Genomic DNA, 25,590 nt, shown 5'->3' with positions numbered 1-25,590 from the left:
TCCTGGTTCCGCATCCACCACTGCCCGACCAGTGTGCCCTCAGTCCGGCCGCGGCGGCGCCAGCACGCCGGCCAGCAGTACCCCGAGCTGGGTCCGTCGGGGTCGTTCGCCGACCTGCTTGACTCCGCGAGCCACTGCGGCGCCGGCCGCATGGACAACCGACAGATGCCGACGGGCTCGGGTGAGGGCGGTGTAGACGAGCGGTCGGGAGAGCATGATCCCGGCCTCCGGTGGCAGCACGGCAACAACGGCATCCCACTCCGAACCCTGCGCCCGGTGCACGGTGATGGCCCAGCCGTGCAACAGGTCTCCGAGAGACTTGCCGCTGATGTCTGCTTCACCCGTGCTGAAGGCCACCCGCAGACTCTTCTCTCCGGTCGAGACCACGGTGCCGACCTCACCGTTGGCGTAACCGGTGGGAGAGGCGTCGAGGTGGTTGGCAGTGGCGACCACCCGGTCGCCGACATCGAACCCACGCACGGTTCCCGATCCGGGATTGAGTTTCTTCTTCAGTTCGCGGTTCAGTGCCTGGGTACCCGCCGGGCCGCCGTGCACCGGCGTCACCACCTGGAGCTCTGCCCCCTGGACGCCGAAGACCCGGGGGATCGAGTCGGTGACCAACTGCACGACCCGGTGCGCAGCCTCGGCCGACGCTGCCGCCGGGATCACCACCACCTCGTGCTCCGGGTCGTCGACGGCGGGAAGTTCACCGGCCCGGACGGCAGCGGCCAACCGGGCGATCGCCCCACCCTCGGCCTGCCGGTACAGCTTGACCAACGACGTCACCGGGATGCTGCCCGCGTCGATCAGATCGCCCAGCACCCGTCCGGGGCCGATCGAGGGCAGCTGCGCCGGGTCGCCGACGATCACCAGGTGGCAGTGTTCCGGGAGGGCTGCGAACAGCGCGGCCGCGAGCTCGACGTCCAGCATGGAGGCTTCGTCGATCACCACCAGATCGACTTCCAGCCGGTTGTCGGCGCCGAAGGTGAAATCCGCGATCCCGGGTCGAGCACCGAGCAGCCGGTGGATGGTGGTCGCCGGATGGCCGGCCAGCTCCTCGAGTCGCTTCGCGGCTCGCCCGGTGGGCGCCGCCAACGCGAGTTCCTTCTCTGCTCGAGCGCAGAGCGCGACGATCGCCGCGACGGTGCGACTCTTGCCGGTACCGGGACCACCGGTGAGCACGCTGATCGCGTTGGCGGCCGCGAATCCGACCGCACCGGCCTGCACGTCGTCCAGTTCTCCGGTGACGGCCTTCACGGCGCGCGCGCCGGCCAACGTCCGCACTCCGAGCAGCATCCGCTGGACACCCTCGGCGATGGCGTACTCGGCTTCCCACAACGACTTCCGGGCGATCCATCGCTCGTCGTCCCCGGCCGGCGCGGCAACGGCGGCCACCGCTCCGGAGCTGATCGCGGAGTCGACACCGGCGGCCAGGTCGAGTCCGTAGGCGCGCAGCGCGTCCTCGACGACCAACAGCGGGGCGCAGGTGTGCCCGTCCCGGGCGAAGCGCGCCAGCGCCCAGTCGATCAGTGCAGCGCTGCGCCGCGGATCGTCGCGGCGCACGGTTGGATCCAACTGTCGGGCGAGCCGATCCGCTTGCGGCACAGTGGCTTCCGGGATCACCAGCAGCCGCCACGGATTGAGCTGCAGCGCGGCCAGCGCTCCGTCGCCCAACTGGTCGACCAGGCGGCCCGCCCAGCGGGCCGGCAGATCCAGCGGGATCAGGATCTGGGCCAGCTCCCACAGGTGCCCGACCCCGACCCAGGAGGTGTACACCCGATCTGCCCGTTTGGCGGTGAACTTGGGCAGCCCGGCGAGCCCGGCGACGCTCACCTTCCCGGCGGAGGTGATGCCGGCCTGCCGCAGCGTCGTCAGCACCGCAGGTCCGACTCCCGGCCACAGACCGGCAGCACAGAACTCGGAGAAGGCGTCGGGCACACCGGGATCACCGGAAGTCATCGGATCACCACGCTCAGGAGACGGGTGGGCCGGACGGGCCGTCGAGATCGGGGGAGTCGTCGAGCGGCGCGCTCACGTCGACGAAGTCGTCGTCGGCACGTGGATCGGAGACATCCTCGAGGGCAACCCGGATCTCGTCGGGGAGTTCCAGCTCTTCGGCGCCCAACACGCCGAGCAACTGCGCCGGATCCTTGGCGCCCACAACGGCGGACGTGATCCCGGGCGCATCGCGTGCCCAGGCGAGCGCGACTGCCAGTGGCGAGGTGCCGAGTCCGTCGGCGGCGGTCGCGACGGCCTCGACGATCCGGCCGGCGAGGTCGGTGCGGTGCCGTCCGACATAGCGGGCATAGTGCGGCGAAGCGCCCCGCGAATCGGCGGGCGTGCCGTGGCGGTACTTACCGGTGAGCACACCGCGCCCGAGCGGCGCCCAGCCGAGCACCCCGAGTCCGTGACGACGCGCGGCCGGAACCAGCTCACTCTCCGCCGAGCGTTCCACCAGTGAGAACTCGTGCTGCGCAGAAGCGAGAGCCCGTCCCCTGGCGGCGAGGGTGGCGGCCGTCCCAGCCACCTGCCAGGCGGACTGGCCCGACAGACCCACGTACGCAGCCCGACCGGAGTCCAGCGCCCACTCCAACGCCCCGACGGTCTCCTGCACCGGGACGCTGTCGTCGAATCCGTGGATCTGCCACAGATCCACGCGATCGGTGGCCAGCCGCCGCAACGACGCATCCAGGGATCGTTGCAGCGCACCGCGGCCCGATCCGACTCCTACGGTGGTCGTGGACAGCACCACCTGGTCGCGCCCGATCACGTCGGGGATGAGGGTGCCGATGATGGATTCGGCGTCACCGTCGCCGTAGATGTTGCTGGTGTCGATCAGGGTGCCGCCGGCGCCCACGAACGCCTCGAGCTGCCCGGCCGCCGCGTCCGCATCGGTGTCGCGGCCCCAGCTCATCGTGCCGAGCGCGAGACGCGAGACGTCCAATCCGGTGCTGCCGAGCCTGCGGGTGCGCATGGGCTCCAACCTACGACGCGAGCACCGGCGCTCGGCCCAGCCCGACACCCTGCTGGGTACCGTGTCGTGAGATCGGCGCGCGCTCGCGCGACGCCGCGTGAGTGAGGACATCGATGAACACAACCGTCGTGCTGGTACGGCACGGACGATCGACGGCGAACGTGGCCGGCGTGCTCGCCGGAAGATCGGAAGGCGTCGGACTCGACGACGCCGGGGCTTCGCAGGCAGCAGCCCTCGTCGACCGCTTCGACGGGGTGCGGATCGCGGCGGTCGTCAGCTCGCCGATGCAGCGGTGCCGCGAGACGATCACCCCGCTGGCACAGGCGCACGACCTTCCGGTGGTGCTCGACGACGGTCTGATCGAGGTCGACTACGGCACGTGGACCGGACGTCCACTGGCAGAGCTGGGCGGCGAACCGTTGTGGAAGACCGTCCAGCAGCACCCTTCCGCAGCCGTGTTCCCGGACGGTGAGGCACTCGCGGCGATGGCCGCACGAGCCGTTGCCAGTGTCCGCGCACAGCTGGCGACCCACCGCAAGGGTCCGGACCGGGACACCGAGGGCGACGCCGCAGACACCGTCGCCGACGATGATCCCGACGGCGTGATCGTGCTGTGCAGCCATGGTGACGTGATCAAGGCGATCCTGGCCGATGCGTTGGGCAGCCACCTCGATCTGTTCCAGCGGATCTCGGTGGCCCCGGCCTCGATCTCTGTCGTCCGCTACACCGATCACCGCACGTTCGTCGATCGTCTGGGCGACACCGGGACACTCCGCGGCCTCGGTGCGGTCCCGCCGGCCGCTGCGCAGCGGCCGAACAGCTCCGCTGCGGCGGACAGCACCTCGGACGCCGTACCCGGCGGCGACCCGGGCACCGATGCCCCGACCACGGCGGTACGTCCTGCATCCGTGCGGACCGGGGCGGACCGGCCGCTTCGGTCGCCGCCACCGGCCGCGACTAGTCTGGAGGTGCCATGACACGTCAGATCCACATCTTCCGTTCGCCCGAGAAGTTCGTTGCGGGGACCATCGGCGCACCCGGCGAACGCGAGTTCTACCTCCAGGCCGTCGAAGGTCGTCGCGTGGTCTCCGTCGCCTGCGAGAAGCAGCAGGTCGCAGTGCTGGCCGATCGTCTCGGCACGTTGATCGTCGAGGTCGCCAAGCGGTTCGGTGCCGAAGCCGATCCTTCCGCCACCGGCGGGCCCGACCGCATGCTGTCCACCCCCGTCGACAGCGAGTTCCGGGTCGGCACGATGGGGCTGGCCTGGGACGGCGAGGGCGCCCAGGTGATCGTCGAACTGCTTGCGGTCACCGAGGAGGAGGTCGGCGAGGACGTCGTGCTGGAGGACTCCGAAGAGGGTCCGGACGCGCTGCGGGTGTTCCTGACGCTCGCCGAGGCCCGATCGTTCGCGGATCATGCCGGGGTACTGGTCGCTGCCGGCCGCCCGCCGTGCCCGCTGTGCAACAACCCGCTCGATCCGGAGGGTCACATCTGTCCGCGCCTGAACGGCTACCACCGCGGGTCCCTCGGCTCGTGACTCGCTCGTCGGAGCCCGCCGTGGGCGCCACCGGTATCGCACCGGCGGACCATCCGGAGATCATGCGGCTGCTGCAGAACGGTGAACTGGACGTGGTCGGCCGGGTGCAGGACGCCTCCAACCTGACGCTGTTCGGCTCGGTCAGTGGCGACGGAGTCAGCCTGCCGTGTGTCTACAAGCCGGTGCGGGGCGAGCAGCCGCTCTGGGACTTCCCCGACGGCACGCTCGCCGAACGCGAGGTGCTGGCGCACGACATCGCCGTCGCGGCCGGATGGTTCTGCGTGCCCCCGACCGTCCTGCGCCCCGGTTCGCTCGGTGTCGGCATGGTCCAGCTGTGGGTCGGACCGTCGCCCGATGACGATGACGATGACGATGACGAGGTCGATGACGAGGTCGAGCACGGGGACGATTCCGACGACCTGCTCCGGGAGCCGGTGGACGGGTCGGGCGAGCGCAGCTCCGACCTGTCAGTCCCTGACGAGCTGGTGGCCATCCTGCCGGTCGCCGAGATCACCGAGGGATGGCTGCCGGTGTTCCGGGCGAGGGAACCGGGCGGTGGCGTGCTGGCGGTGTGCCACCGCGACGATCCGCGACTGGCGCTGCTGGCCGGCTTCGACGCGGTGGTCAACAACGCCGATCGCAAGGCGCCGCACCTGGTCGCCGCGGGGAGCCGGATCTACGGCATCGACCACGGACTGACGTTCCACACCGAGGACAAACTGCGCACCATCCTGTGGGGCTGGGCCGGTCGGTACATGCCCGACGACGTGGTGAGCGGCCTCGAGCGGCTGTCCACCTGGCTGCGCGAGCCACCCGCGGAGGGCGGCCCCGACGACCGGCTGACCAGGGCGGAGGTCGCTGCCCTGCGACGTCGGGTCGAGGCGCTGCGCAGGGACGCGCGCTTCCCGGAACCTCCGACCGATCGGACACCGATCCCGTGGCCGCCACTGTGAACCTGACCCGGCTCGCGGGCGGCGCCGTGCGCAACCTCGCCGCCACGTCGAGAGCCGCCGTGACCGATCTGGTGGCAGCGAGCGGGGCGCTGGGGGAGTCGGTCGGGGACGTGGTCCTGGGCCGGGAGCGGGCGGAGTCCGTCCTGCGGGTGGGAGTGCTCCTGCTGTCCGACGGGAACGGACCGCTGTGCAGCGCGGACGACGTGGCATCGGCCCTGCGTGCAGCCGACGAGATCTTCCGCACCGGCGCAGGGATCAGGGTCCGCGTCACCGATATCGAGGTGGTGACCGAACTGGCCCCCGATCGTGCGCTGGACCCGGGCGCGAACCAGCGCCTGCTGCTCGATGACATGCTCGGTCACACCGCGTTCTTCCGGGACCGGTTGCCCACGCCGGGAGCAGTCGGCGCGCCGGTGACCGTGGTCGTGGTCCGCGACATCGCCGGGCGCACAACAGGTTGCTCGCTGGGGATGACCGCCGACTGGGTCGTGTGCCAGCGGTCCCTGTTCGACCCCACCGACGACCGCGCCTACGACGAGACGGTGCTCGCGCACGAGATCGGGCACGCGCTGAACCTGCCGCACCACGGGGACCGGTCGAACCTGATGTTCCCGAGCTCCTCACCCCCGGACGGGGTGCGCGGAACGGCGTTGCGGCCGTGGCAGCGCACGGTGCTGCGAGCGAACCGTCACACCCTTCCCGGTCAGGCACAACCACGCTGACGGCTAGGCTGAAGACGTGCATTCCTGGCCAACAGTCGAGGTCCCAGCGCTTTCCGCGGTGACCCAGCCCCTTCCGCAACTCCGGCTCCACGATTCCGCGTCGGACACGGTCACACCGGTGAGCCCACCCGGACCGGAAGAGCCGGCGTCGATGTACGTCTGCGGGATCACCCCCTATGACGCCACCCACATCGGGCACGCCGCCACCTACGTCACCTTCGACCTGGTGAACCGGTACTGGCGGGCGAGCGGACGCACCGTGACCTACGTGCAGAACGTCACCGACGTCGACGATCCGCTGCTGGAACGCGCCGAGCGCGACGGGGTCGACTGGCGTGACCTCGCCCGGGAGCAGACCGACCTGTTCCGCAGCGACATGACGCACCTGCGGGTGATCCCGCCCGAGCGCTACGTCGGTGTCGTCGAGGAGATGGATGCCGTCTCCGCAGGCGTCGCCCGGCTGCTGGAATCCGGTGCGGCGTACCGGGTCCCGGACGACGAGTACCCCGACGTCTACTTCGACATCTCGACCACGGGCCGGTTCGGATACGAGTCGCGCTACGACCGCGGGACGATGCTCACCTATTCGGCCGAGCGGGGTGGGGATCCGGACCGACCGGGCAAACGAGACCCGTTGGACCCGTTGCTGTGGCGGTGCGCGCGGCCCGGAGAGCCGAGTTGGGAATCTCCACTCGGAGCGGGCCGGGCGGGCTGGCACATCGAGTGCGCGGTGATCGCCGGGAAACTGCTCGGGGAGCGCATCGACCTGCAGGGCGGTGGCAGTGATCTGATTTTCCCGCACCACGAATGCTCAGCGGCGCATGCCGAAGCGCTGACCGGAGCTGCCCGGTTCGCCGGCCATTACACGCACACCGGCATGCTGGCCTACCAGGGCACGAAGATGTCGAAATCGTTGGGCAACTTGGTGTTCGTGTCCCGGTTGATCGCCTCAGGGGTCGATCCGGCAGCGATCCGCATCGCGCTGCTGAGTTTCCACTACCGCACCGACCGCGAGTGGACCGACGTGATGCCAGCGGCCGCCACCGAGCGGTTGCACCGATGGCGGGAGGCGGCGCGCACTACGGGTCAGGGCACGGCCGGCCCCACTGTGGACGCACTCGTCGCCGCCCTCGCCGACGATCTGGACACCCCGACCGCGTTCCGAGTTCTCGACGACTGGGCTGCGTCCCCGGGCGATGACAGCGACGCAGTGGTCACCGCCGTCGACGCCCTGCTCGGCATCCCGCTGCGCTGACGCGTCGTGACCTGACGGGGTCTCGACACGCTCGTACCTCGCTTGCTCGACCGGCGGAGTTCTTCGACGATCGAGCGAACGGAGTGAGTCGAGATCCCGCCGATCATCGACCGGTCCTGACACGACGGGGTCTCGACGCGCTCCTCCGTCGCTTGCTCGACCATCTGAAAGTGCGGTGATCGAGCGAACGAAGTGAGTCCAGATTTCCCCTCCGAATGACCAGCGTAAGTGGACGCGGCGGCGCCCCGGGTCAGGGATTGGCTCGGGCATGGGTGGGCATCCGCCGGGTGAGCCTGCGAACCCGCGGATCCCACCGGGCGAGACCCGGGGCGCCGCGGCGGCCGCCACCGGGAGGTCAGCCCTCCTGGGGGCCGCGGCGGCGCAGGTAGCGCTCGAACTCGGCGGCGAGCACGTCGCCGCTGGCCGGCCGGAGCGGGACCTCCTCCTCGGTGGTCTCCTCGAGGGTCTGGATGTAGGCGCTGATGTCCTCGTCCTGGGCGGCGATGTCGGTCACCTCGACCTCCCAGTCCTCGGCCTGGTCCGGCAGGGTGCCGAGCGGCACCTCGATGTCAAGGATCTCCTCGACCCGGTTGAGCAGTGCCACGGCTGCTTTGGGATGCGGTCCCTGGGCGACGTAGTGCGGCACCGCGGCCCAGAACGAGAATGCCGGGATCCCGCGCTGGACGCAGAAGTCGGCGAAGACGCCGGTGATCCCGGTGGGTCCTTCGTAGGACGATGTGGTCAGGCCGAACCGGGCCGCGGTCGTCGGATCGGGCGCCGAGCCGGTCACCTGCACCGGACGGGTGTGCGGGACGTCGGCCAGCAACGCACCCAGACAGATCACCGTCGACACCTGGTACTTCTCGGCCAGACCCACCAGCTCGGTGCAGTACGCCCGCCACCGGAAGTTCGGTTCGATACCTCGCACCAGCAGGACGTCGTGCTCGCTGGACTCCGCGGGCAGCCGGACCTGCGAGACCCGGGTGGTCGGCCATTCCAACTGCCGGGTGACGCCGTCCACCAGCTTGCTGTAGGGCCGGGACACCTGGAAGTCGTAGTACTCCTCAGGATCGATCTCGGCCAGCGGTGCGGAGTCCCAGGCGAGTGCCAGCTGCTCCACAGCGGTGGTGGCCGCGTCGCCTGCGTCGTTCCAACCCTCGAACGCGGCGATCATCACCGGCGAGCGCAAAGGGCGGCCCGGCTGTGCTGCGAGGTCGTCGATCATCCGTCCAGCCTACGACCGAGCGGCAGCAGGGGTGGGCAGGAAGGCGGCACGGTGCAGTCCGCTCTGCGCGAACCGGACACCTGTCGGGGAGTGGACCAACTCAGTCCTCGGGCTCGTAGCCGAGGTTGGGGGACAGCCAGCGTTCGGCCTCGGCCAGCGTCCAACCCTTGCGTTCGGCGTAGTCGACGACCTGGTCACGCGCGATCCGGCCGACCACGAAGTACTGCGCCTGCGGATGGGCGTAGTACCAACCGCTGACGGCCGCTCCCGGCCACATCGCCATCGACTCGGTCAGCTCGATACCGGTCTTCTCCTGCACGTCGAGGAGGTCCCAGATCGTCTGCTTCTCGGTGTGTTCGGGGCACGCCGGGTAGCCGGGGGCCGGCCTGATTCCGGCGTACTTCTCGGCGATCAGGTCGTCGTGACCCAGGTGCTCGTCGGAGGCGTGGCCCCAGAACTCCGTGCGGACCCGCTGGTGGAGCCGCTCGGCGAAGGCCTCGGCCAGCCGGTCGGCGAGGGATTCCAGCAGGATGGCGCTGTAGTCGTCGAGGGCGTCCTTGAACTCCTTGACCTTGTCGGCCGATCCCAGTCCCGCCGTCACCGCGAAGGCGCCGACGTAGTCGCGCAGGCCGGTCTCCTGCGGCGCAACGAAGTCGCCCAACGACTTGTTGGGCACCCCTTCGCGGTGCTGTCCCTGCTGGCGCAGATTGAACAGAGTGTGTGCGACCTCGCTGCGCGTCTCGTCCGTGTAGACGACGACGTCGTCGCCTACGGCGTTGGCCGGGAACAGTCCGAACACCCCGCTGGCCCTGATCCACTTCTCGGCGATCATCGAGTCGAGCATCTCCTGGGCATCCTCGTACAGCCGGCGGGCAGCCTCCCCGGTGGCCGGGTTGTTCAGGATGTCCGGGAAGCGACCCTTCATCTCCCAGGCATTGAAGAACGGCATCCAGTCGATGTACTCGCGCAGCTCCTCGAGCGGGTAATCGGTGAAGACTTTCGTGTACTGGGAAACGTGACCCATCGGGTGGTCGCAGGTCGGCCCCTCACAGACATCCTTGGCCTGCTGCAACAACATCCGCGGACGGACCGGTCGGAACGAGCTCCAGTCGATCGGGGTGCGGTTGTCCCTGGCCGCCTCGATGCTCGCAAGTGGACGATCGTTGCGCTTGGCGGCGTGCCGCTGACGGATGGACTCGTAGTCGGCCTCCACCGCGGCGAGCAGAGCCGGCCGGCGCTCGTCGGACAGCAGCGCGGACGCGGTGGGCACCGAGCGCGATGCGTCCTTCACCCACACGACTGGGCCGTGGTACTTCGGCGTGACCTTCACCGCGGTGTGGGCCCGGGAGGTGGTGGCACCGCCGAGCAGCAGCGGGATGTCGAAGCCCTGCCGCTCCATCTCGGAAGCGAAGTGCACCATCTCGTCCAGCGACGGGGTGATCAGGCCGGACAGGCCGATGATGTCGGCCTTCTCCTCCCGCGCCGCATCCAGGATCTTCTGGGCAGGCACCATGACGCCGAGGTCGACCACGTCGTAGTTGTTGCATTGCAACACGACTCCGACGATGTTCTTGCCGATGTCGTGCACATCGCCCTTGACCGTGGCCATCACGATCTTGCCCTTGGCCTTCTTCGCACCGCCGGCGGCCTCGTGCAGCTTCTGCTCCTCCTCGATGTACGGGATCAGGTGCGCGACAGCCTTCTTCATGACGCGGGCCGACTTCACCACCTGCGGCAGGAACATCTTCCCGGCACCGAACAGGTCGCCGACCACTCCCATGCCGTCCATCAGCGGACCCTCGATGACGTCGAGCGGGCGGCCGCCGGAGTTGAGCAGCTCGAGCCGGAGCTCCTCGGTGTCGTCGGTGACGAACTCGTCGATGCCCTTGACCAGTGCGTGCGTGATGCGATCCCGCACCGGGAACGACCGCCACTCGGCGGTCACCTCCTCGACCGGGGCCCCGGCCACGTTGAACTTCTGCGCGATCTCCAGCAGTCGTTCGGTGGAGTCGGCCCGCCGGTTGAGGATCACGTCCTCGATGCGGGTCCGCAGGTCGGGGTCGACGTCGTCGAGCACGACGAGGGCGCCGGCGTTGACGATGCCCATCGTCATCCCGGCGCGGATCGCGTGGTAGAGGAACACGGCGTGGATGGCCTCGCGGACCGGGTTGTTGCCGCGGAAGGAGAACGAGACGTTGGAGACGCCACCGGAGATCTGCGCATGGGGCAGGTTCTGCCGGATCCAGCGGGCACCCTCGATGAAGTCGACCCCGTAGTTGGCGTGCTCCTCGATACCCGTTGCCACGGCGAAGATGTTGGGGTCGAAGATGATGTCCTCCGCCGGGAATCCGACCTCGTCGACGAGGATCCGGTAGGCCCGCTCGCAGATCACCTTGCGCCGCTCCAGGGTGTCGGCCTGGCCGTCCTCGTCGAAGGCCATCACGACGATCGCTGCGCCGTACTTGCGACACAGCCTGGCCTGCGCGACGAACTTGTCGATGCCCTCCTTCATCGAGATGGAGTTGACGATCGACTTGCCCTGCACGCACTTCAGGCCGGCCTCGATCACCTCCCACTTCGAGGAGTCGATCATCATCGGGACCCGGCTGATGTCGGGTTCGGAGGCGATCAGCTTGCAGAACCGGTCCATCGCCTCGAGGCCGTCGATCATCCCTTCGTCCATGTTGACGTCGATGATCTGGGCGCCCGCCTCGACCTGCTGCCGGGCGACGGCCAGCGCGGTGGTGTAGTCGCCCGCCTTGATCAGGTTGCGGAACCGGGCCGAGCCGGTGATGTTGGTCCGCTCGCCGACGTTGACGAACAACGAGTCCGGGGTGACGGTCAGCGGCTCGAGGCCCGACAGCCGTAGAGCCGGCTCGATCTCGGGAACGGTCCTGGGGGAGTGCACGGCGGAGGCGGTGGCGATCGCCTCGATGTGCTCGGGGGTGGTGCCGCAGCAACCACCGAGCAGGTTGACCAGGCCGGCGCCGGCGAACTCGGACACCACCGCGGCCATCTGTTCGGGGGTCTCGTCGTACTCGCCGAACGCATTCGGCAGGCCGGCGTTGGGATAGCAGGAGACGAAGGTGTCCGCGATCCTGGACAGCTCGGCGACGTACGGCCGCATGTCGGCGGCACCGAGCGCACAGTTCAGGCCGATCGCGAGCGGCCGCGCATGGCGCACGGAGGCCCAGAACGCCTCGGTGACCTGGCCGGACAGCGTGCGGCCGGAGGCGTCGGTAATGGTGCCGGAAATGATCACCGGCCACCGGCGACCGCGTTCCTCGAACAGCGTCTCGAGCGCGAAGATCGCCGCCTTCGCGTTCAACGTGTCGAAGATGGTCTCGATCATCAGCAGGTCGGATCCACCGTCCACCAATGCGTTGGCCTGCTGCAGGTAGGCGGCGACAAGTTCGTCGTAGCTGGTGTTGCGAGTGCCGGGGTCGTTGACGTCCGGCGAGATGGAGGCGGTCCGGTTCGTCGGACCGATGGCGCCGGCCACGAACCGGGGGCGATCGGGGTTCTGCGCCGTCACCTCGTCGCAGGCCTTGCGGGCGAGGCGGGCCGAAGCGAAGTTGAGCTCGTAGGCGAGCTCCTGCATGCCGTAGTCGGCCATCGAGATCACCTGGGCGTTGAAGGTGTTCGTCTCGACGATGTCGGCGCCGGCGACCAGGTACTCGCGGTGGATGCCCTCGATGATCTCCGGGGCGGTGATGCTCAACAGGTCGTTGTTGCCCTTGACGTCGGACGGCCAGTCGGCGAAGCGGCTACCTCGGTAGTCGGCCTCACCCAGCCGATGCCGTTGGATCATGGTGCCCATGGCACCGTCGAGGAACAGGATGCGCTCGGCGAACAGGGCGCGGAGCTGGTCGGTGGCATCGGGACGGACTGCTGCGCGGGCAGCATCGGTCTCGGGGGAGGGGTGGTTCACGGTGGGATCCCTGTGCGTCGGCTAACGGCTTGGAGGGCTGCGCGGAGGGGACCTGGCGGTCACCGACTCCCGGACGTCCGCGAGGGCAGGCCTGCCGGAACCGGACGTCCCACCATGCTACTCGGCGCCGAGCACGAGCATCGCCGCCATTAGGCTCGTCCCGGTCGATGGTCATCGCCGTCGTCACCCGATCGCGAGGAGTGGTGTGTCCGAGCTGCGAGCCGTTCTGTTCGACATGGACGGCACCCTGACCGACTCCGAGAAGCTGTGGACCATCGCCCTCGACCGCACCGCTGCGGAGTTGGGCGGCAGCCTGGGCGAGGAAGCACGGCACGAGATGGTCGGTCACGACATGTGGTCGTCGGTCGACATACTGCAGACCGATGTCGGTTCGTCCCGGCCACCGCAGGAGGTCGCCCGACTGCTCACCGACTACACCGCCGAGCTGTTCGCCGAGCCGCTGCCGTGGCGTCCCGGCGCGCAGCAGCTGCTGGCCGCCGTGAAGGAAGCAGGACTCGCGATGGCATTGGTCACCGCGACGCACCGATCGCTGGTCGAGCTGGCGTTGGACACTCTGGGGCACTCCACCTTCGGAGCGATCGTCTGCGGCGACGAGGTCGCCCACGTGAAGCCACATCCCGAGCCGTACCGGCGGGCGATGGAGCTGCTCGGGGTACGGCCGGAGCAGTCGCTGGTGATCGAGGACTCGCCGAACGGGTCTGCGTCGGGGTTGGCCGCCGGATTGCCGGTGCTCGTCGTCCCGTGCGACACCGACGTCCCGCCGCGGGACGGGATGACCTTCCGGGACAGCCTCGAGGGGCTCACGGCAGCGGACCTGCGTGCCATCCATGCCGGCTCCGCGGGCTGAGCCGGTCGCACAGTCCGACCCGACCCGGACTCAGGGGGCGACGCCGGGGGCCAGCACCAGAGCGCTGAACGGCGCGAGCTGCGCCGAGGACGCGCCGACCTTGGCAGCGGCGGCCGTGTCGAGCAGCACCTCTCCGTGGGCCACCAGCGGCACCGACCGCGGTTGGTCGGAGAAGTTCACCGCGATCTGCAACCCGCTCCGGTCCAGCACCAGCCACCGTTCGTCGTCGTCGAAGCTGACGTCGGTCCGATCGAAGCGCGGATCGGTGAGCTGCGGCCACTCCCGGCGCAGCACCGCCAGCCGGCGGTAGAGCGAGAGCACCTCGGCATGACGACCGGTGTCGCGCTCGGACCAGTCGAGCTTCGAGCGCCGGAACGTCTCAGGATCCTGCGGGTCGGGGACCGACGCCGGATCCCAGCCCATCTTCGCGAATTCCGCGATGCGCCCCTGCGCCGTGGCCTTCCCGAGGTCGGGCTCGGGGTGCGAGGTGAAGAACTGCCACGGCGTCGACGCCCCCCACTCCTCGCCCATGAAGAGCATCGGGGTGAACGGACCCAGCAGGACGAGCACCGCCGCGATCGCCAGGTCCTCGGGCCCGAGGCTGGCCGTCAGCCGGTCACCGGTTGCCCGGTTCCCGATCTGGTCGTGGTCCTGGCTGTACCCGACGAGGGCCCAGCTCGGCACTGTGCGGGTGTCCAGCTGGCGCCCGTGGGTGCGACCTCGGAACGAGGACCACGAGCCGTCGTGGAAGAAGCCGCCCGTCAGCACCTTGGCGATGGCGCCCATCGAGCCGAAATCGCCGTAGTAGCCGACGGTCTCGCCGGTGAGCGCGACGTGCAGGACGTGGTGGTAGTCGTCGTTCCACTGCGCGTCGAGGCCGTAGCCGCCGGCCTGTCGGGAGGTGATCAGTCGCGGGTCGTTGAGGTCGGACTCCGCGATCAGCGTGAGCGGACGCCGCACGTGCGCCGAGAGCGCGGCCACCTCGACGGCCATCTCATCCAGCAGGTGCACCGCCCGGTGGTCGACGAGTGCGTGCACCGCGTCCAGGCGCAGACCATCGACGTGGTTGTCCAGCAACCACATCCGGACGTTGTCGAGCACATAGGCCCGCACCTCGTCGGAGCCGTCCTCGTCCAGGTTCAGCGAACTGCCCCAGGTGTTCGCGTGCCCGCCGTGCAGGTACGGCGCGTAGAGGGGCAGATAGTTGCCGCTCGGGCCGAGGTGGTTGTAGACGACGTCCTGGATCACGCCGATCCCCTTGCCGTGGCAGGCATCGACGAATCGGCGATAGGCGTCGGGGCCGCCGTAGCTCTCCTGCACGGCGTACCAGAGGACGCCGTCGTAGCCCCAGTTGTGATCACCGTTGAAGGCATTGACCGGGAGCACCTCGACGAAGTCGACCCCGAGCTCGACCAGATGGTCGAGCCGCTCGATCGCCGAGTCCAGGGTGCCCTCGGGCGTGAAGGTGCCCACGTGCATCTCGTAGATGACTCCGCCGGCGAGCTGTCGCCCGGTCCACGACTGGTCGGTCCATGGGAACGCGGCTGGCGGATCCAGTTGGGACAGACCGTGCACACCGTCGGGCTGCCGGCGCGAACGGGGATCCGGTCGCGGGTCGGCATCAGCACCGTCGTCGGAATCAGCACCGTCGTCGGAATCAGCACGGCCGAGCAGGAAGCCGTAGCGGATCGGCGCCTCCGGATCGATCCCGGTGTCGACGACGGCACCTGGCTCCGGCGCCCACCAGCCGTGCTCGTCCCGGATCAGCGGCAGGTCCAGTGAGAGGTCCCCCTGCGCAAGCCGGAGTTCCACCCGGTCGGGGATGGGTGCCCAGACCCGGAAGCCGCGGTGGGTCTCAGACATCGGTGTTCTCCTCAGTGCGGGGGGCATGGTTGCCGATCACGGCCGCGGCGCGGTCGGCGGGAACGAGCAGCGCGACCGGGAAGTTGCCGAGCACTGCCTGCACGGCGACCGAGCCGGCCACGACGGTGACAGGACGGCCCCTGATCAGGTCGATCCAGTCGCCGTCCGGGACCGAGAGGGTGGTGTCCTGCCACCCACCGGCCGCAGCGAGGCCGATCGGCAGTCTGGTGACGACGGTGATCGCCCCGCCGCGGTCGAAGGCCATCACATGGCGGGCGGCCGGGCCGTCGACAGCCACCGGCGTGTACCTGGTGAACAGATCGGCGAGGTCCCGGCGGGCGCGCAGCGCCCGCGAGGTGACCAACAGTTTGGCGGCTCCCGAGGAGTCGATGTTCGGGCGCCAGCCGTTGTCGATGCGCTGCAACAAATCCTCGATGGCTGCGTGGTCGACGCGTCGCCGGTTGTCCGGGTCGACGAGCGAGTTGTCCCAGATCTCCGTGCCTTGGTAGACGTCCGGGACCCCGGTACCGGCCAGCTGGATCAGCTTGGCCGCCAACGAGTTCGACCGCCCCGGCCCGGTCAGGCGGGTGGCGAGCGCCTCGACGGCGGACGCCAGTCGAGGATGGTCGTAGCAGGCGTCGACGAACGCATGCATCTCCCGCTCGAAGTGTTCGTCGACCGCCAACCAGTCGGTGGCGGTCTGCGCTTCCCGGGCGGCCTTCTCGGCGTAGGCGTGCAGCCGCTCGCGTTCGATCGGCCAGGCACCCACCGCGGCCTGCAGCAACAGGTTCGCGATCGGTCCGTCCGCGAGCGGAACCCACTGCAGCGCACGGGTGACGAAGTCCGCCCAGTCGTCGGCAATCTCCGACAGCAGCGTGATCCGGGCCCTGACGTCCTCGGCCCGCTTGGTGTCGTGCGTCGAGAGGGTTGTCATGGCCCCGGGGAAGGTGTCCTGACGCCGGGCGAACCGATCGTGCGCGGTGGCGACGTCGACGGCGAACTCGTTCGGTTCGGCGCCGACCTCGGTGAGCGAGGTGAGCCTGGTCCACCGGTAGAAGCTGCAGTCCTCGACGCCTTTGGCCATCACCATCCCGGAGGTCTGCTGGAACCTGACGGAGACTTCGCTGCCCACCTGCTCCAACCGGCTCGCGACCAGTTCGATCACCTCGGCGAGGTCAGGCCGTCCTGCGACGGCGGCATCGACCGCCTGCCGCAGGTCGTCTGCTCCCTCGGGGAGATAGCTGCGATACACCGGGAAGCACGCCAGCAGTTCGGCGATCGCATCGTCTGCGCGGTCGATCTCCGGCACCAGCCGGGCGAGCCGCAGGACCTCCGACCGCAAGATCCCGTCGGCCACGGCGCGTTTGGCATCGTGCACCAGAGCGTGCCAGTCCGCGGGCGCACCACGGAGCTGGGTGTCCAGCTCGTCGAGGACTTGCTCGCCGGCCGGGTCGACGAGCACCCGGTCGGTGATGGCGAGGGTGTCGTAGCCGGTCGTGCCGGCGGTCTTCCAGGACGGCAGCAGATCCTCGCCGTTCTCCAGGATCTTCTCCACCAGCACGTACCGGCCACCGGTCAGCTCGGCCAGGTCGTCCAGGTAGCCGCCCGGATCGGCCAGACCGTCCGGATGATCGACGCGCAGACCGTCCACCCAACCCTGCTCGATCCACCGCCGGATCTCGACGTGCGAATCCGCGAAGACCTGTGGGATCTCCACCCGCACCGCGGCCAGCGTGCTGACGGCGAAGAAGCGCCGGTAGTTGAGGTCGTAACCCTCGCGTCGCCAGTTCACCAACTCGTAGTGCTGCCGGTCGTGGACCGCACGGGCGTCGTCGCCCGATGTCCAACTGCCCGCGGCCAACGGGTAGGTGTTCTCGTAGTAGCCGAGACGGTGCTCCCCGTCGACGTGCACGATCTCCAGGGCGCTCAGGTCGTCGTCGCCGAGCACGGGAATCCGGATCCGACCGTTGCCGAATGCCCAGTCGACGTCGAAGGCCTCGGCGTGCACCGAGTCCCGGCCCTGACCGAGCAGGTCCCACCACCACACCGACTCGGTCGGCGCCGAGACGCCGACATGGTTGGGAACGATGTCGACGAGCACCCCGAGACCGCGCGCATGCGCGGCCTCCGCGACGGCCCGCAGCCCTGACTCCCCGCCTCGCTCGCGATCGACCGCGGCGTGGTCGACGACGTCGTAGCCGTGACCGGATCCGGACGTAGCCTGCAGCAGCGGGCTGAGGTAGACCCAGTCCGCCCCGAGTCGGTGCAGGTAGCCGATCCTGCCGGTGGCCTCCTGCAAGGTGTCATCGGCCGTGATCTGCAACCGGTAGGTGGAGCGGGGGATACGCACGCAACTTCTCCTCGAACTCGAACACACCTGCAGGACAACGGGTTCTGGTCACCTTCAGCTGGTGTCCGACGCACCCCTTGGGTCGGCCGACGTCCCGGCGGCCGGCGCGGACGGCGCGGGATGTTCCCCGTCGGGATCGTCCTGGTCGATGACCAGTGCGGCGTCCTGGTTCTTCGGCTCGGGGGCACCATCCGCAGCGTGGCCGGTTCGCACCCCCGGTCCTCCCGGGTCGAGCGGGACGACAGCGCCCTGTCGGGCCGGCCCGGTGACCGGAGCCGGTGCGATCGACGGCACGGTCGCTGCAACATCGCCGGGCGTCGCCCGTTCCGCGGTGGTGCGCACCGCTTCCAGGACGATCAACGAGCGCGCGGACGAATTCACCGTCTCGCCGGCCCCGATGGTGGGCGAGACCTCGGTCATCCCGTTGGTGTCCACCACGATGCTCCAGGCCATCGCGTACTCCTCGGGCGGCAGCTTGAACTCCAGGTCACCGTCGTGGGCATTGAAGATCAACAGGAACGAATCGTCGACGATCCGCTCGCCCCGCATGCCGCGTCCGCGGATCCCGTCCCCGTTGAGGAACACGGCGATGGACTTGCCGAAACCGGAGCCCCAGTCCTCGTCGGTCATCGAGTCGCCGGCCGGGGTCAGCCAGACGATGTCCGGCAGCGGCTCGCCCTCCCCGCGGGTCAACGGCCGACCGGAGAAGAACCGGCGGCGGCGGAACGTCGGGTGCTGGCTGCGCAGGCGGGTGATCGACGCGGTGAACTCCATCAGCGCCTCGTCGGCGGTCGACCAGTCGATCCAGCTGAGTTCGGAATCCTGGCAGTAGACGTTGTTGTTGCCCTGCTGGGTCCGCCCCATCTCGTCGCCATGGGCGATCATCGGCACTCCCTGCGAGAGCAGCAGCGTGGCGAGGAAGTTGCGCTTCTGCTTGGTGCGCAACAGGTTCACCGCAGCGTCGTCGGTGGGCCCTTCGACCCCACAGTTCCAGGAGCGGTTGTGCGACTCCCCGTCCCTGTTGTTCTCGCCGTTGGCGTCGTTGCGCTTCTCGTTGTACGTGACGAGGTCGTTGAGGGTGAAGCCGTCGTGTGCGGTGACGAAGTTGATCGACGCCACCGGCCGCCTGGCCGAGTGCTCGTACAGATCGGCCGAACCGGTCAACCGCGAGGCGAACTCGCCGAGGGTGGCCGGCTCACCGCGCCAGAAGTCACGCACGGTGTCGCGGTACTTGCCGTTCCACTCGGTCCACTGCGGGGGGAAGTTGCCGACCTGGTACCCGCCGGGGCCGATGTCCCACGGCTCGGCGATGAGCTTGACCTGGGAGACGATCGGATCCTGCTGGACGAGTTCGAAGAAGCTGGACAACCGGTCGACGTCGTAGAACTCCCGCGCGAGGGTCGCAGCGAGGTCGAACCGGAACCCGTCGACGTGCATCTCGGTCACCCAGTACCGCAACGAGTCCATCAGCAGCTGCAGCGAGTGCGGCTGACGGACGTTGAGTGAGTTGCCGGTGCCGGTGTAGTCCATGTAGTGCCGCTCGTCACCCTCGACGAGGCGGTAGTAGGCAGGGTTGTCGATGCCACGGAACGACAGTGTCGGTCCGAGGTGGTTGCCCTCGGCCGTGTGGTTGTAGACCACGTCAAGGATGACCTCGATACCGGCCGCGTGCATGGCCTTGACCATGCCCTTGAACTCCTGGACCTGTTGGCCGCGGTCGCCGTAGGCGGAGTACTCGTTGTGCGGGGCGAAGAAGCCGAGCGAGTTGTAGCCCCAGTAGTTGCGCAACCCGTTGTCCAGCAACGTGTTGTCCTGGACGAACTGGTGCACGGGCATGAGTTCGAGCGTGGTGACGCCCAGTCGGCTCAGGTGGTCGATCACCGCGGGATGGGTCAGACCCGCATAGGTACCGCGGTGGTTGTCGGCGACCTCGGGATGCAGCTGCGTCAGGCCCTTGACGTGCGCCTCGTAGATGACAGTGTCTGCATAGGGGATCCGGGGATGCCGGTCGCCTGCCCAGTCGAAGAACGGGTTGATCACCACGCCCCAGAACATGTGCGGCGCAGAGTCGTCGTCGTTCGGGGTCTTCTCGTCGCCCAGCTGGTAGGCGTACAGCGAGGGATCCCAGTCGATCTGGCCGCAGACGGCCTTGGCATACGGATCCAGCAGCAGCTTGTTGGGGTTGCAGCGCAGGCCCTTGTCGGGATCGTTCGGGCCGTACACCCGGTATCCGTAGCGCTGGCCGGGCTGCACCGTCGGCAGATAGCAGTGCCAGACGTAGGCATCGACCTCCTTGATCTCCACCCGGCGCTCGACGCCGTCGTCGTCGAGCAGACAGAGCTCGACCTTCTCGGCGATCTCGCTGAAGAGCGCGAAGTTCGTTCCGCTGCCGTCGAAGGTCGCCCCCAGGGGGTAGGCGGATCCGGGCCAGACATCCATCGAGTGGGTCCTCACTGTTTCTGTGTCACTGTGTTCTCGCGCGACGCTGCGACGAAGGACGGGTGGAGCGTGGTGGGGCGGGCCCGACCGTTCGACGGTGGGTCCCGGCGACGGCCAACAGTATCGGTCTGCTCGCCCGGCCGGTTCTCCGTCGAGTTCGGCAGTGCCCGAGGTGCCGGCCCCCGGAGGTCCTCTTCCCGTCGGACCCCGCGTCTACTCTCGGGTCCGTGCCTGATCCATCCAGCTACCGACCCGCGACCGGGACGATCCCCGACTCGCCGGGGGTGTACCGGTTCATCGATCCCGCAGGTCGAGTCATCTACGTCGGCAAGGCCAAGAGCCTGCGTCAGCGACTGAACTCCTACTTCGCGGATCCATCGGGCCTGCACCCCCGCACGCTGCGGATGGTGACCACCGCCGGCAGCGTCCAGTGGACGGTCGTCTCGACGGAGGTCGAGGCGCTGCAGCTGGAGTTCAGCTGGATCAAGGAGTTCGATCCCCGCTTCAACGTCCGCTACCGCGACGACAAGAGCTTTCCCGAGTTGGCCGTCACCCTCGGCGAGGAGTTCCCCAGGCTGCAGGTGATGCGCGGGCCGCACCGCAAGGGTGTCCGCTACTTCGGGCCCTACGCCCACGCCTGGGCCATCCGCGAGACTCTGGACCTGCTGCTCAGGGTGTTCCCGGCCCGCACCTGCTCCGCGGGAGTGTTCAAGCGGTCGGCGCAGATCGGGCGGCCCTGCCTGCTCGGCTACATCGGCAAGTGTTCGGCACCGTGCGTCGGCCGGGTGAACGCGGACGAGCACCGCGCCATCGTCGACGACTTCTGCGACTTCATGGCAGGCAAGGCAGATCCGCTGACCCGCCGCCTCGAACGCGACATGCAGATCGCCTCCGACGATCTCGACTTCGAACGCGCGGCGCGGCTGCGTGACGATCTGGGTGCAGTCCGCCGGGCTGTGGAGAAGCAGGCCGTCGTGTTCGGCGACGGCACCGATGCAGACGTGATCGGCGTCCGTTCCGACGACCTGCTCGCCTCCGTCCAGGTGTTCCACGTCCGGGGCGGCCGGGTCCGCGGGCAGCGCGGCTGGATCGTCGACGTCGACTCCGAGGTGGCCCTCACCGAGAACGAGTCGCAGCGCACCGGCGCGCTGGTGGAGAACTTCCTGCTCACCTTCTACGGCGACCTCGCGGAGGATCCGGCCGAACCGGGCGGCACCGTCGTGCCGCGGGAGATCCTGGTCCCGCAGCTGCCACCGGACACCGAGGAGTACGCGTCCTGGCTGTCCGGGCTCCGCGGGTCGCGGGTCTCGCTGCGCATCCCGCAACGGGGCGACAAGCGCGACCTGGCCGACACCGTCGGGCGCAACGCCGCCGAAGCCCTCACCCAGCACCGGCTCAAGCGCGCGAGCGACCTGACCGCACGGTCGGCGGCGCTCACGGAGTTGGGCGCAACGCTGGCGATGGAACGCGCGCCGCTGCGGATCGAGTGCATCGACATCTCGCACAACCAGGGCACCGATGTGGTCGCTTCGCTGGTCGTGTTCGAGGACGGGCTGCCGAAGAAGAGCGACTATCGCAGGTTCATCATCCGCGATCGGCCCGGCGACGATGTGGCCTCGATCGCCGAGGTGGTGCGTCGACGGTTCTCCCGGGGTGCCGGCGACCCGGCCGACCACGACCCGGACGTCGCGGACATCACCACCGGCCAGATCGACGCTCGGATCAACACTGCTGGGATCAACACCGACGACGGCGACCGGCCACCCGGGATCAATCCCGAGACCGGCCGTCCGCGGCGGTTCGCGTACCCACCCCAGCTGCTGGTCGTCGACGGCGGCGCTCCCCAGGTGAACGCCGCCGCCGCGGTGCTGGCCGAGTTGGGGATCACCGACGTGACGGTCTGCGGGCTGGCCAAGCGGCTCGAGGAGGTGTGGATCCCGGACGACGACGAGCCGGTGATCTTCGCCAGGACCAGCGAAGCCCTCTACCTGTTGCAGCGTCTTCGGGACGAGGCGCACCGGTTCGCGATCACCTTCCACCGCGCCACCCGATCGAAGTCGATGACGGTGTCCGCGCTGGACGGGGTGGCCGGGCTGGGGGAGACCCGGCGCAAGGCGCTGCTGCGCCACTTCGGGTCCGTGAAGAAGCTGCGGACGGCGACGGCGGAGGAGATCGCCGTCGTCCCCGGCATCGGACCGGCCACTGCGGCCGCGGTGGTCGAGGCGCTGGCCGTGACCCACGGATCGCCGGAACGGGGAGCCGCCGCTGCGGGCCGGACTATCCTGACCGGACCCGGCTGATGCCGGAACCCCGCTCCGCCCGAATGCCTGAGTACCTGCCGGGAGATCCGATGACCGAGAGCCCGAGCGACACCTCCGCGGTGGACGCCCACTCGGAACGGGACAGCAGCGACCGCGGCGGTATCGAGGTGGCGATCGTCTCGGGTCTGTCCGGCGCCGGCCGGTCCACAGCGGCGAAGTGCCTGGAGGATCTGGGCTGGTTCGTCGTCGACAACCTGCCGGCCGAGTTGATCCAGACGATGGTCGACCTGGGAGCGCGCTCCCGGGGCGCCGTGACACGGATCGCGGTCGTCGTCGACGTCAGATCGAGGGCGTTCACCGAGGACCTGGCGATGGTGATCCGCGATCTCGATTCGGCCGGATATCGGCCAAGGGTGCTGTTCCTGGAGGCCGACGACGCCTCGCTCATCCGCCGGTACGAGGCGAACCGCAGGCAGCATCCGCTGCAGGGCGCCGGCCGCATCTCCGACGGACTCGCCGCCGAACGCGCGCTGCTGGGTCCGCTCCGGGACGAGGCGGACGTCGTCATCGACACCACCTCCACCTCGGTCCACGACCTGCGCCGCCGGATCGAGACCGACTTCACCGCAGCCCCGCGCAGCTCGACGCTGACCGTGGTGTCCTTCGGCTTCAAGTACGGGCTGCCGCTGGACGCCGACCTGGTGATCGACATGAGGTTCCTGCCGAACCCGTTCTGGATCCCGGAACTGCGTGAGCTCACCGGCCTCGATCCCGCGGTGTCCGACTACGTACTGACCCAGGAAGGAGCGACCGAGTTCCTCGATCGTTGGCTCGAGTTGTTCCAGCTCACCGGCGGCGGGTACCAGCGCGAGGGAAAGCGGTATCTGACGGTCGCCGTCGGCTGCACCGGTGGGAAACATCGGAGCGTCGCCACCGCCGAGGAGATCGGACGTCGACTCCGGGCCGGGCAGCAGTCCGCCGCTGTCGGCGAGGCGAGCGACATCAGGGTCAGCCACCGAGATCTGGGCCGCGAATGACGAGCGACCACAGCAGGTTCCGGGTGGTGGCACTCGGCGGCGGGCACGGGCTGTACGCGATGCTCACGGCACTGGTGGAACTTGACGTCGACATCACCGCGGTGGTGACGGTGGCCGATGACGGCGGGTCGTCCGGCCGATTGCGCCGTGAGATCGACGGGAGCCTGCCGCCCGGCGACCTGCGGATGGCACTTGCCGCATTGGCCGACCCCGGCCCGGACGGTGCTCTGTGGCAGCGCGCGTTCCAGCACCGGTTCTCCGGCGACGGGGCGCTGGCCGGGCATCCGGTCGGCAACCTGGTGCTCACCGGGCTGGCCGAACTGCTCGACGACCCGGTGGCCGCACTGGATGCCGCGGGTCGCCTGTTGGGTGCCAGGGGCAGGGTGCTGCCGATGTCGGGCCGCCCGCTGGAGATCGTCGGCCGGGTCGCCGGCCTGGAGGACGACGTGCACACCGTGCGCCGGATTCGCGGACAGGTCGCGGTCGCCTCGACTCCCGGCCAAGTGCTCGGCGTGAGCGTCGAGCCGGCCGATGCGATCGGCTGCCCCGAGGCCATCGCTGCCGTGCGCGACGCCGATCTGGTGATCCTCGGTCCGGGATCGTGGTTCACCAGCGTGCTGCCGCACCTGCTGCTCCCGGATCTCGGCGAGGCCGTGATCACCACGCCGGCGCATCGCCTGGTGGTGTTGAACCTGGCACCGCAACCGGGGGAGACGGAAGGCTTCTCCCCTGGTCGGCACCTCGACGTCCTGCGGGAACACGTCCCGGCTCTGACGGTCGACACCGTGCTGGTCGACGTGGAACCTGCCGACAGCCCTGATGCCCCGCCGTCCGGCTCGCTGACGGCGGCCGCGGAGCGGCTCGGTGGCCGGGTGCTCGAGGCGGCGATCTCCGAAGGACCCGGGATCCCGCGGCACGATCCACACCGGCTGGCTGCGGCTCTGCGCACGGTGATCGCCGGCTGCGTCTGCGCGCGCGCGACGCCCGGCACGGCGACCGCCCCCGATGGACGCAGGACCCCCGCACCGAGACCGACCAGCGACGAACGGGAGAACGAGAACGCATGGCGATGACATCGTCGGTCAAGGACGAGTTGTGTCGTCTGACGACACAACTGGATCCGACCGCGCCGGACCCGGACAAGCCGAGGCCCCTGAAGGTCTCCGAACGCAAGGCCGAGGTGGCCTCGCTGCTCCGGTTCGCCGGCGGACTGCACATCGTCGGCGGACGGGCCATCGTCGAGGCCGATCTCGACACCGGCGCGGTGGCGCGCCGGTTGCGGGCCGAGATCGCCGACCTCTACAACCAGAACGCCGACGTGCAGGTGTTGGCTCCCACCGGATCTCGCAAGAGCACCCGGTTCGTGGTGCGGGTGATCCACGGCGGCGACACCCTGGCCCGGCAGACCGGTCTGATCGACCAGCGCGGGAGACCCGTCCGCGGGCTTCCCCCGCAGGTGGTCGCCGGCAGCGTCACCGACGCGATCGGTGCCTGGCGGGGAGCATTCCTGGCACAGGGCTCGTTGACCGACCCCGGCCGTTCGGCGTCGCTGGAGGTCATCTGTCCCGGCCCCGAGGCAGCGTTGGCCCTGGTCGGCGCGGCCCGTCGGATGGGCGTCGCGGCGAAGGCTCGCGAGGTGCGCGGCGCCGACCGGGTGGTGGTCAGGGACGGCGACGCGATCGCGCTGATGCTCCGGCTGCTGGGTGCTGCCCGCACCCTCGCCGGCTGGGAGGAGCGGCGGCAGCGGCGCGAGAGCGTGCAGACCTCCACGAACCGGCTGGCCAACTTCGATGACGCGAACCTCCGGCGCTCGGCTCGGGCTGCGGTCGCCGCGTCCGCCCGGGTCTCCCGGGCGCTCGAGATCCTCGGGCCGACGGCGCCGGGGCATCTCATCCAGGCGGGTGACCTGCGGATCGCGCACGGTCACGCATCGCTGGAGGAGCTCGGACAGCTGGCCGATCCACCGATGACGAAGGACGCGATCGCCGGCCGGATCAGGCGTCTGCTGACGATGGCCGACAAGCGGGCGCAGGAGCTCGACATCCCGGACACCGAGTCCGTCGTGACCCCGGAGATGCTCGAGGGCTGACCGGCCCGGCGCGGCCCCGACCACTGTGACCTGCAGTGCAAGGGGCGGGTCCGGTGCTTCCGGGGGTCCGGTCTAGAGTGGGAGCC

General features: G+C 69.4%; 17 protein-coding genes. 10 read left to right on the top strand and 7 right to left on the bottom strand.

The window, feature by feature from the left end; all coding sequences use genetic code 11:
* Positions 1 to 39: 39 nt before the first annotated feature.
* Entirely contained in the window at positions 40 to 1,959 is a 1,920-nt protein-coding gene (locus ABLG96_RS10685) for an AAA family ATPase (RefSeq protein ID WP_353651301.1), read from the bottom strand.
* A 13-nt stretch (positions 1,960 to 1,972) separates the two neighbouring features.
* The gene (locus ABLG96_RS10680) at positions 1,973 to 2,974 is read right to left on the bottom strand and encodes an aldo/keto reductase (protein ID WP_353651300.1); all 1,002 of its coding nucleotides are present in this window, start codon (positions 2,972 to 2,974) and stop codon (positions 1,973 to 1,975) included.
* Positions 2,975 to 3,087: 113 nt separating this feature from the next.
* On the opposite strand from ABLG96_RS10680, the gene ABLG96_RS10675 reads away from it, so the two are divergent.
* The 5 genes from ABLG96_RS10675 (at position 3,088) to mshC (ending at position 7,441) form a co-directional block, all read left to right on the top strand.
* Positions 3,088 to 3,951 (top strand): MSMEG_4193 family putative phosphomutase, encoded by an 864-nt coding sequence (locus ABLG96_RS10675; RefSeq protein ID WP_353651299.1) that lies wholly within the window; start codon positions 3,088 to 3,090, stop codon positions 3,949 to 3,951.
* Complete coding sequence (locus ABLG96_RS10670; protein WP_353651298.1) at positions 3,948 to 4,511, top strand: DUF3090 domain-containing protein; 564 nt, start codon at positions 3,948 to 3,950, stop codon at positions 4,509 to 4,511. The genes ABLG96_RS10675 and ABLG96_RS10670 overlap by 4 nt, the downstream gene beginning before the upstream one ends.
* 62 nt (positions 4,512 to 4,573) lie before the next feature.
* Positions 4,574 to 5,464, top strand: coding sequence for an SCO1664 family protein (locus ABLG96_RS10665; RefSeq protein ID WP_353651467.1), 891 nt, complete (start codon positions 4,574 to 4,576; stop codon positions 5,462 to 5,464).
* Positions 5,449 to 6,186 (top strand): hypothetical protein, encoded by a 738-nt coding sequence (locus ABLG96_RS10660; RefSeq protein WP_353651297.1) that lies wholly within the window; start codon positions 5,449 to 5,451, stop codon positions 6,184 to 6,186. The genes ABLG96_RS10665 and ABLG96_RS10660 overlap by 16 nt, the downstream gene beginning before the upstream one ends.
* Positions 6,187 to 6,202: 16 nt before the next feature.
* On the top strand, positions 6,203 to 7,441 hold the full coding sequence (gene mshC / locus ABLG96_RS10655; protein WP_353651296.1) for a cysteine--1-D-myo-inosityl 2-amino-2-deoxy-alpha-D-glucopyranoside ligase: 1,239 nt from the start codon (positions 6,203 to 6,205) through the stop codon (positions 7,439 to 7,441).
* Between the two features lie 355 nt (positions 7,442 to 7,796).
* On the opposite strand, the gene ABLG96_RS10650 is transcribed toward mshC, so the two are convergent.
* Both ABLG96_RS10650 and metH read right to left on the bottom strand, forming a co-directional pair.
* Complete coding sequence (locus tag ABLG96_RS10650; protein WP_353651295.1) at positions 7,797 to 8,666, bottom strand: PAC2 family protein; 870 nt, start codon at positions 8,664 to 8,666, stop codon at positions 7,797 to 7,799.
* Positions 8,667 to 8,766: 100 nt separating this feature from the next.
* Positions 8,767 to 12,597 (bottom strand): methionine synthase, encoded by a 3,831-nt coding sequence (gene metH, locus ABLG96_RS10645; protein ID WP_353651294.1) that lies wholly within the window; start codon positions 12,595 to 12,597, stop codon positions 8,767 to 8,769.
* A 205-nt stretch (positions 12,598 to 12,802) separates the two neighbouring features.
* On the opposite strand from metH, the gene ABLG96_RS10640 reads away from it, so the two are divergent.
* The gene (locus ABLG96_RS10640) at positions 12,803 to 13,465 is read left to right on the top strand and encodes an HAD family phosphatase (RefSeq protein ID WP_353651293.1); all 663 of its coding nucleotides are present in this window, start codon (positions 12,803 to 12,805) and stop codon (positions 13,463 to 13,465) included.
* A 30-nt stretch (positions 13,466 to 13,495) separates the two neighbouring features.
* Here ABLG96_RS10640 and treZ read toward each other — a convergent pair whose 3' ends face one another.
* The 3 genes from treZ to glgX are packed head-to-tail and all read right to left on the bottom strand — an operon-like array spanning position 13,496 to position 20,117.
* On the bottom strand, positions 13,496 to 15,328 hold the full coding sequence (gene treZ, locus ABLG96_RS10635) for a malto-oligosyltrehalose trehalohydrolase (RefSeq protein ID WP_353651292.1): 1,833 nt from the start codon (positions 15,326 to 15,328) through the stop codon (positions 13,496 to 13,498).
* Positions 15,321 to 17,678, bottom strand: coding sequence for a malto-oligosyltrehalose synthase (treY, locus tag ABLG96_RS10630; protein ID WP_353651291.1), 2,358 nt, complete (start codon positions 17,676 to 17,678; stop codon positions 15,321 to 15,323). The genes treZ and treY overlap by 8 nt, the downstream gene beginning before the upstream one ends.
* 54 nt (positions 17,679 to 17,732) lie before the next feature.
* Positions 17,733 to 20,117, bottom strand: coding sequence for a glycogen debranching protein GlgX (glgX, locus tag ABLG96_RS10625; RefSeq protein ID WP_353651290.1), 2,385 nt, complete (start codon positions 20,115 to 20,117; stop codon positions 17,733 to 17,735).
* Between the two features lie 227 nt (positions 20,118 to 20,344).
* On the opposite strand from glgX, the gene uvrC reads away from it, so the two are divergent.
* The 4 genes from uvrC to whiA all read left to right on the top strand — a co-directional run bounded on the left by uvrC (position 20,345) and on the right by whiA (position 25,504).
* On the top strand, positions 20,345 to 22,417 hold the full coding sequence (gene uvrC / locus ABLG96_RS10620) for an excinuclease ABC subunit UvrC (RefSeq protein ID WP_353651289.1): 2,073 nt from the start codon (positions 20,345 to 20,347) through the stop codon (positions 22,415 to 22,417).
* Between the two features lie 122 nt (positions 22,418 to 22,539).
* The gene (gene rapZ / locus ABLG96_RS10615; RefSeq protein ID WP_353651466.1) at positions 22,540 to 23,415 is read left to right on the top strand and encodes an RNase adapter RapZ; all 876 of its coding nucleotides are present in this window, start codon (positions 22,540 to 22,542) and stop codon (positions 23,413 to 23,415) included.
* Positions 23,412 to 24,488 carry a uridine diphosphate-N-acetylglucosamine-binding protein YvcK gene (gene yvcK, locus ABLG96_RS10610; protein WP_353651288.1) on the top strand — a complete coding sequence of 359 codons (1,077 nt, stop codon included), beginning with the start codon at positions 23,412 to 23,414 and terminating at the stop codon, positions 24,486 to 24,488. Before rapZ ends, yvcK begins: the two co-directional genes overlap by 4 nt.
* Complete coding sequence (gene whiA, locus ABLG96_RS10605; RefSeq protein WP_353651287.1) at positions 24,479 to 25,504, top strand: DNA-binding protein WhiA; 1,026 nt, start codon at positions 24,479 to 24,481, stop codon at positions 25,502 to 25,504. The genes yvcK and whiA overlap by 10 nt, the downstream gene beginning before the upstream one ends.
* Positions 25,505 to 25,590 lie beyond the last annotated feature (86 nt).

It is taken from the genome of Nakamurella sp. A5-74 (assembly GCF_040438885.1).
Lineage (GTDB): Bacteria > Actinomycetota > Actinomycetes > Mycobacteriales > Nakamurellaceae > Nakamurella.
This window is presented reverse-complemented; position numbering and strand designations above follow the sequence as displayed.

What these genes read in the sequence shown, in the direction of transcription:
- ABLG96_RS10685 (WP_353651301.1), bottom strand. Translation starts at nt 1,959, where the DNA reads ATGACTTCCGGTGATCCCGGTGTGCCCGACGCCTTCTCCGAGTTCTGT.
- ABLG96_RS10680 (WP_353651300.1), bottom strand. Translation starts at nt 2,974, where the DNA reads ATGCGCACCCGCAGGCTCGGCAGCACCGGATTGGACGTCTCGCGTCTC.
- ABLG96_RS10675 (WP_353651299.1), top strand. Translation starts at nt 3,088, where the DNA reads ATGAACACAACCGTCGTGCTGGTACGGCACGGACGATCGACGGCGAAC.
- ABLG96_RS10670 (WP_353651298.1), top strand. Translation starts at nt 3,948, where the DNA reads ATGACACGTCAGATCCACATCTTCCGTTCGCCCGAGAAGTTCGTTGCG.
- ABLG96_RS10665 (WP_353651467.1), top strand. Translation starts at nt 4,574, where the DNA reads ATGCGGCTGCTGCAGAACGGTGAACTGGACGTGGTCGGCCGGGTGCAG.
- ABLG96_RS10650 (WP_353651295.1), bottom strand. Translation starts at nt 8,666, where the DNA reads ATGATCGACGACCTCGCAGCACAGCCGGGCCGCCCTTTGCGCTCGCCG.
- treZ (WP_353651292.1), bottom strand. Translation starts at nt 15,328, where the DNA reads ATGTCTGAGACCCACCGCGGCTTCCGGGTCTGGGCACCCATCCCCGAC.
- glgX (WP_353651290.1), bottom strand. Translation starts at nt 20,117, where the DNA reads ATGGATGTCTGGCCCGGATCCGCCTACCCCCTGGGGGCGACCTTCGAC.
- yvcK (WP_353651288.1), top strand. Translation starts at nt 23,412, where the DNA reads ATGACGAGCGACCACAGCAGGTTCCGGGTGGTGGCACTCGGCGGCGGG.
- whiA (WP_353651287.1), top strand. Translation starts at nt 24,479, where the DNA reads ATGGCGATGACATCGTCGGTCAAGGACGAGTTGTGTCGTCTGACGACA.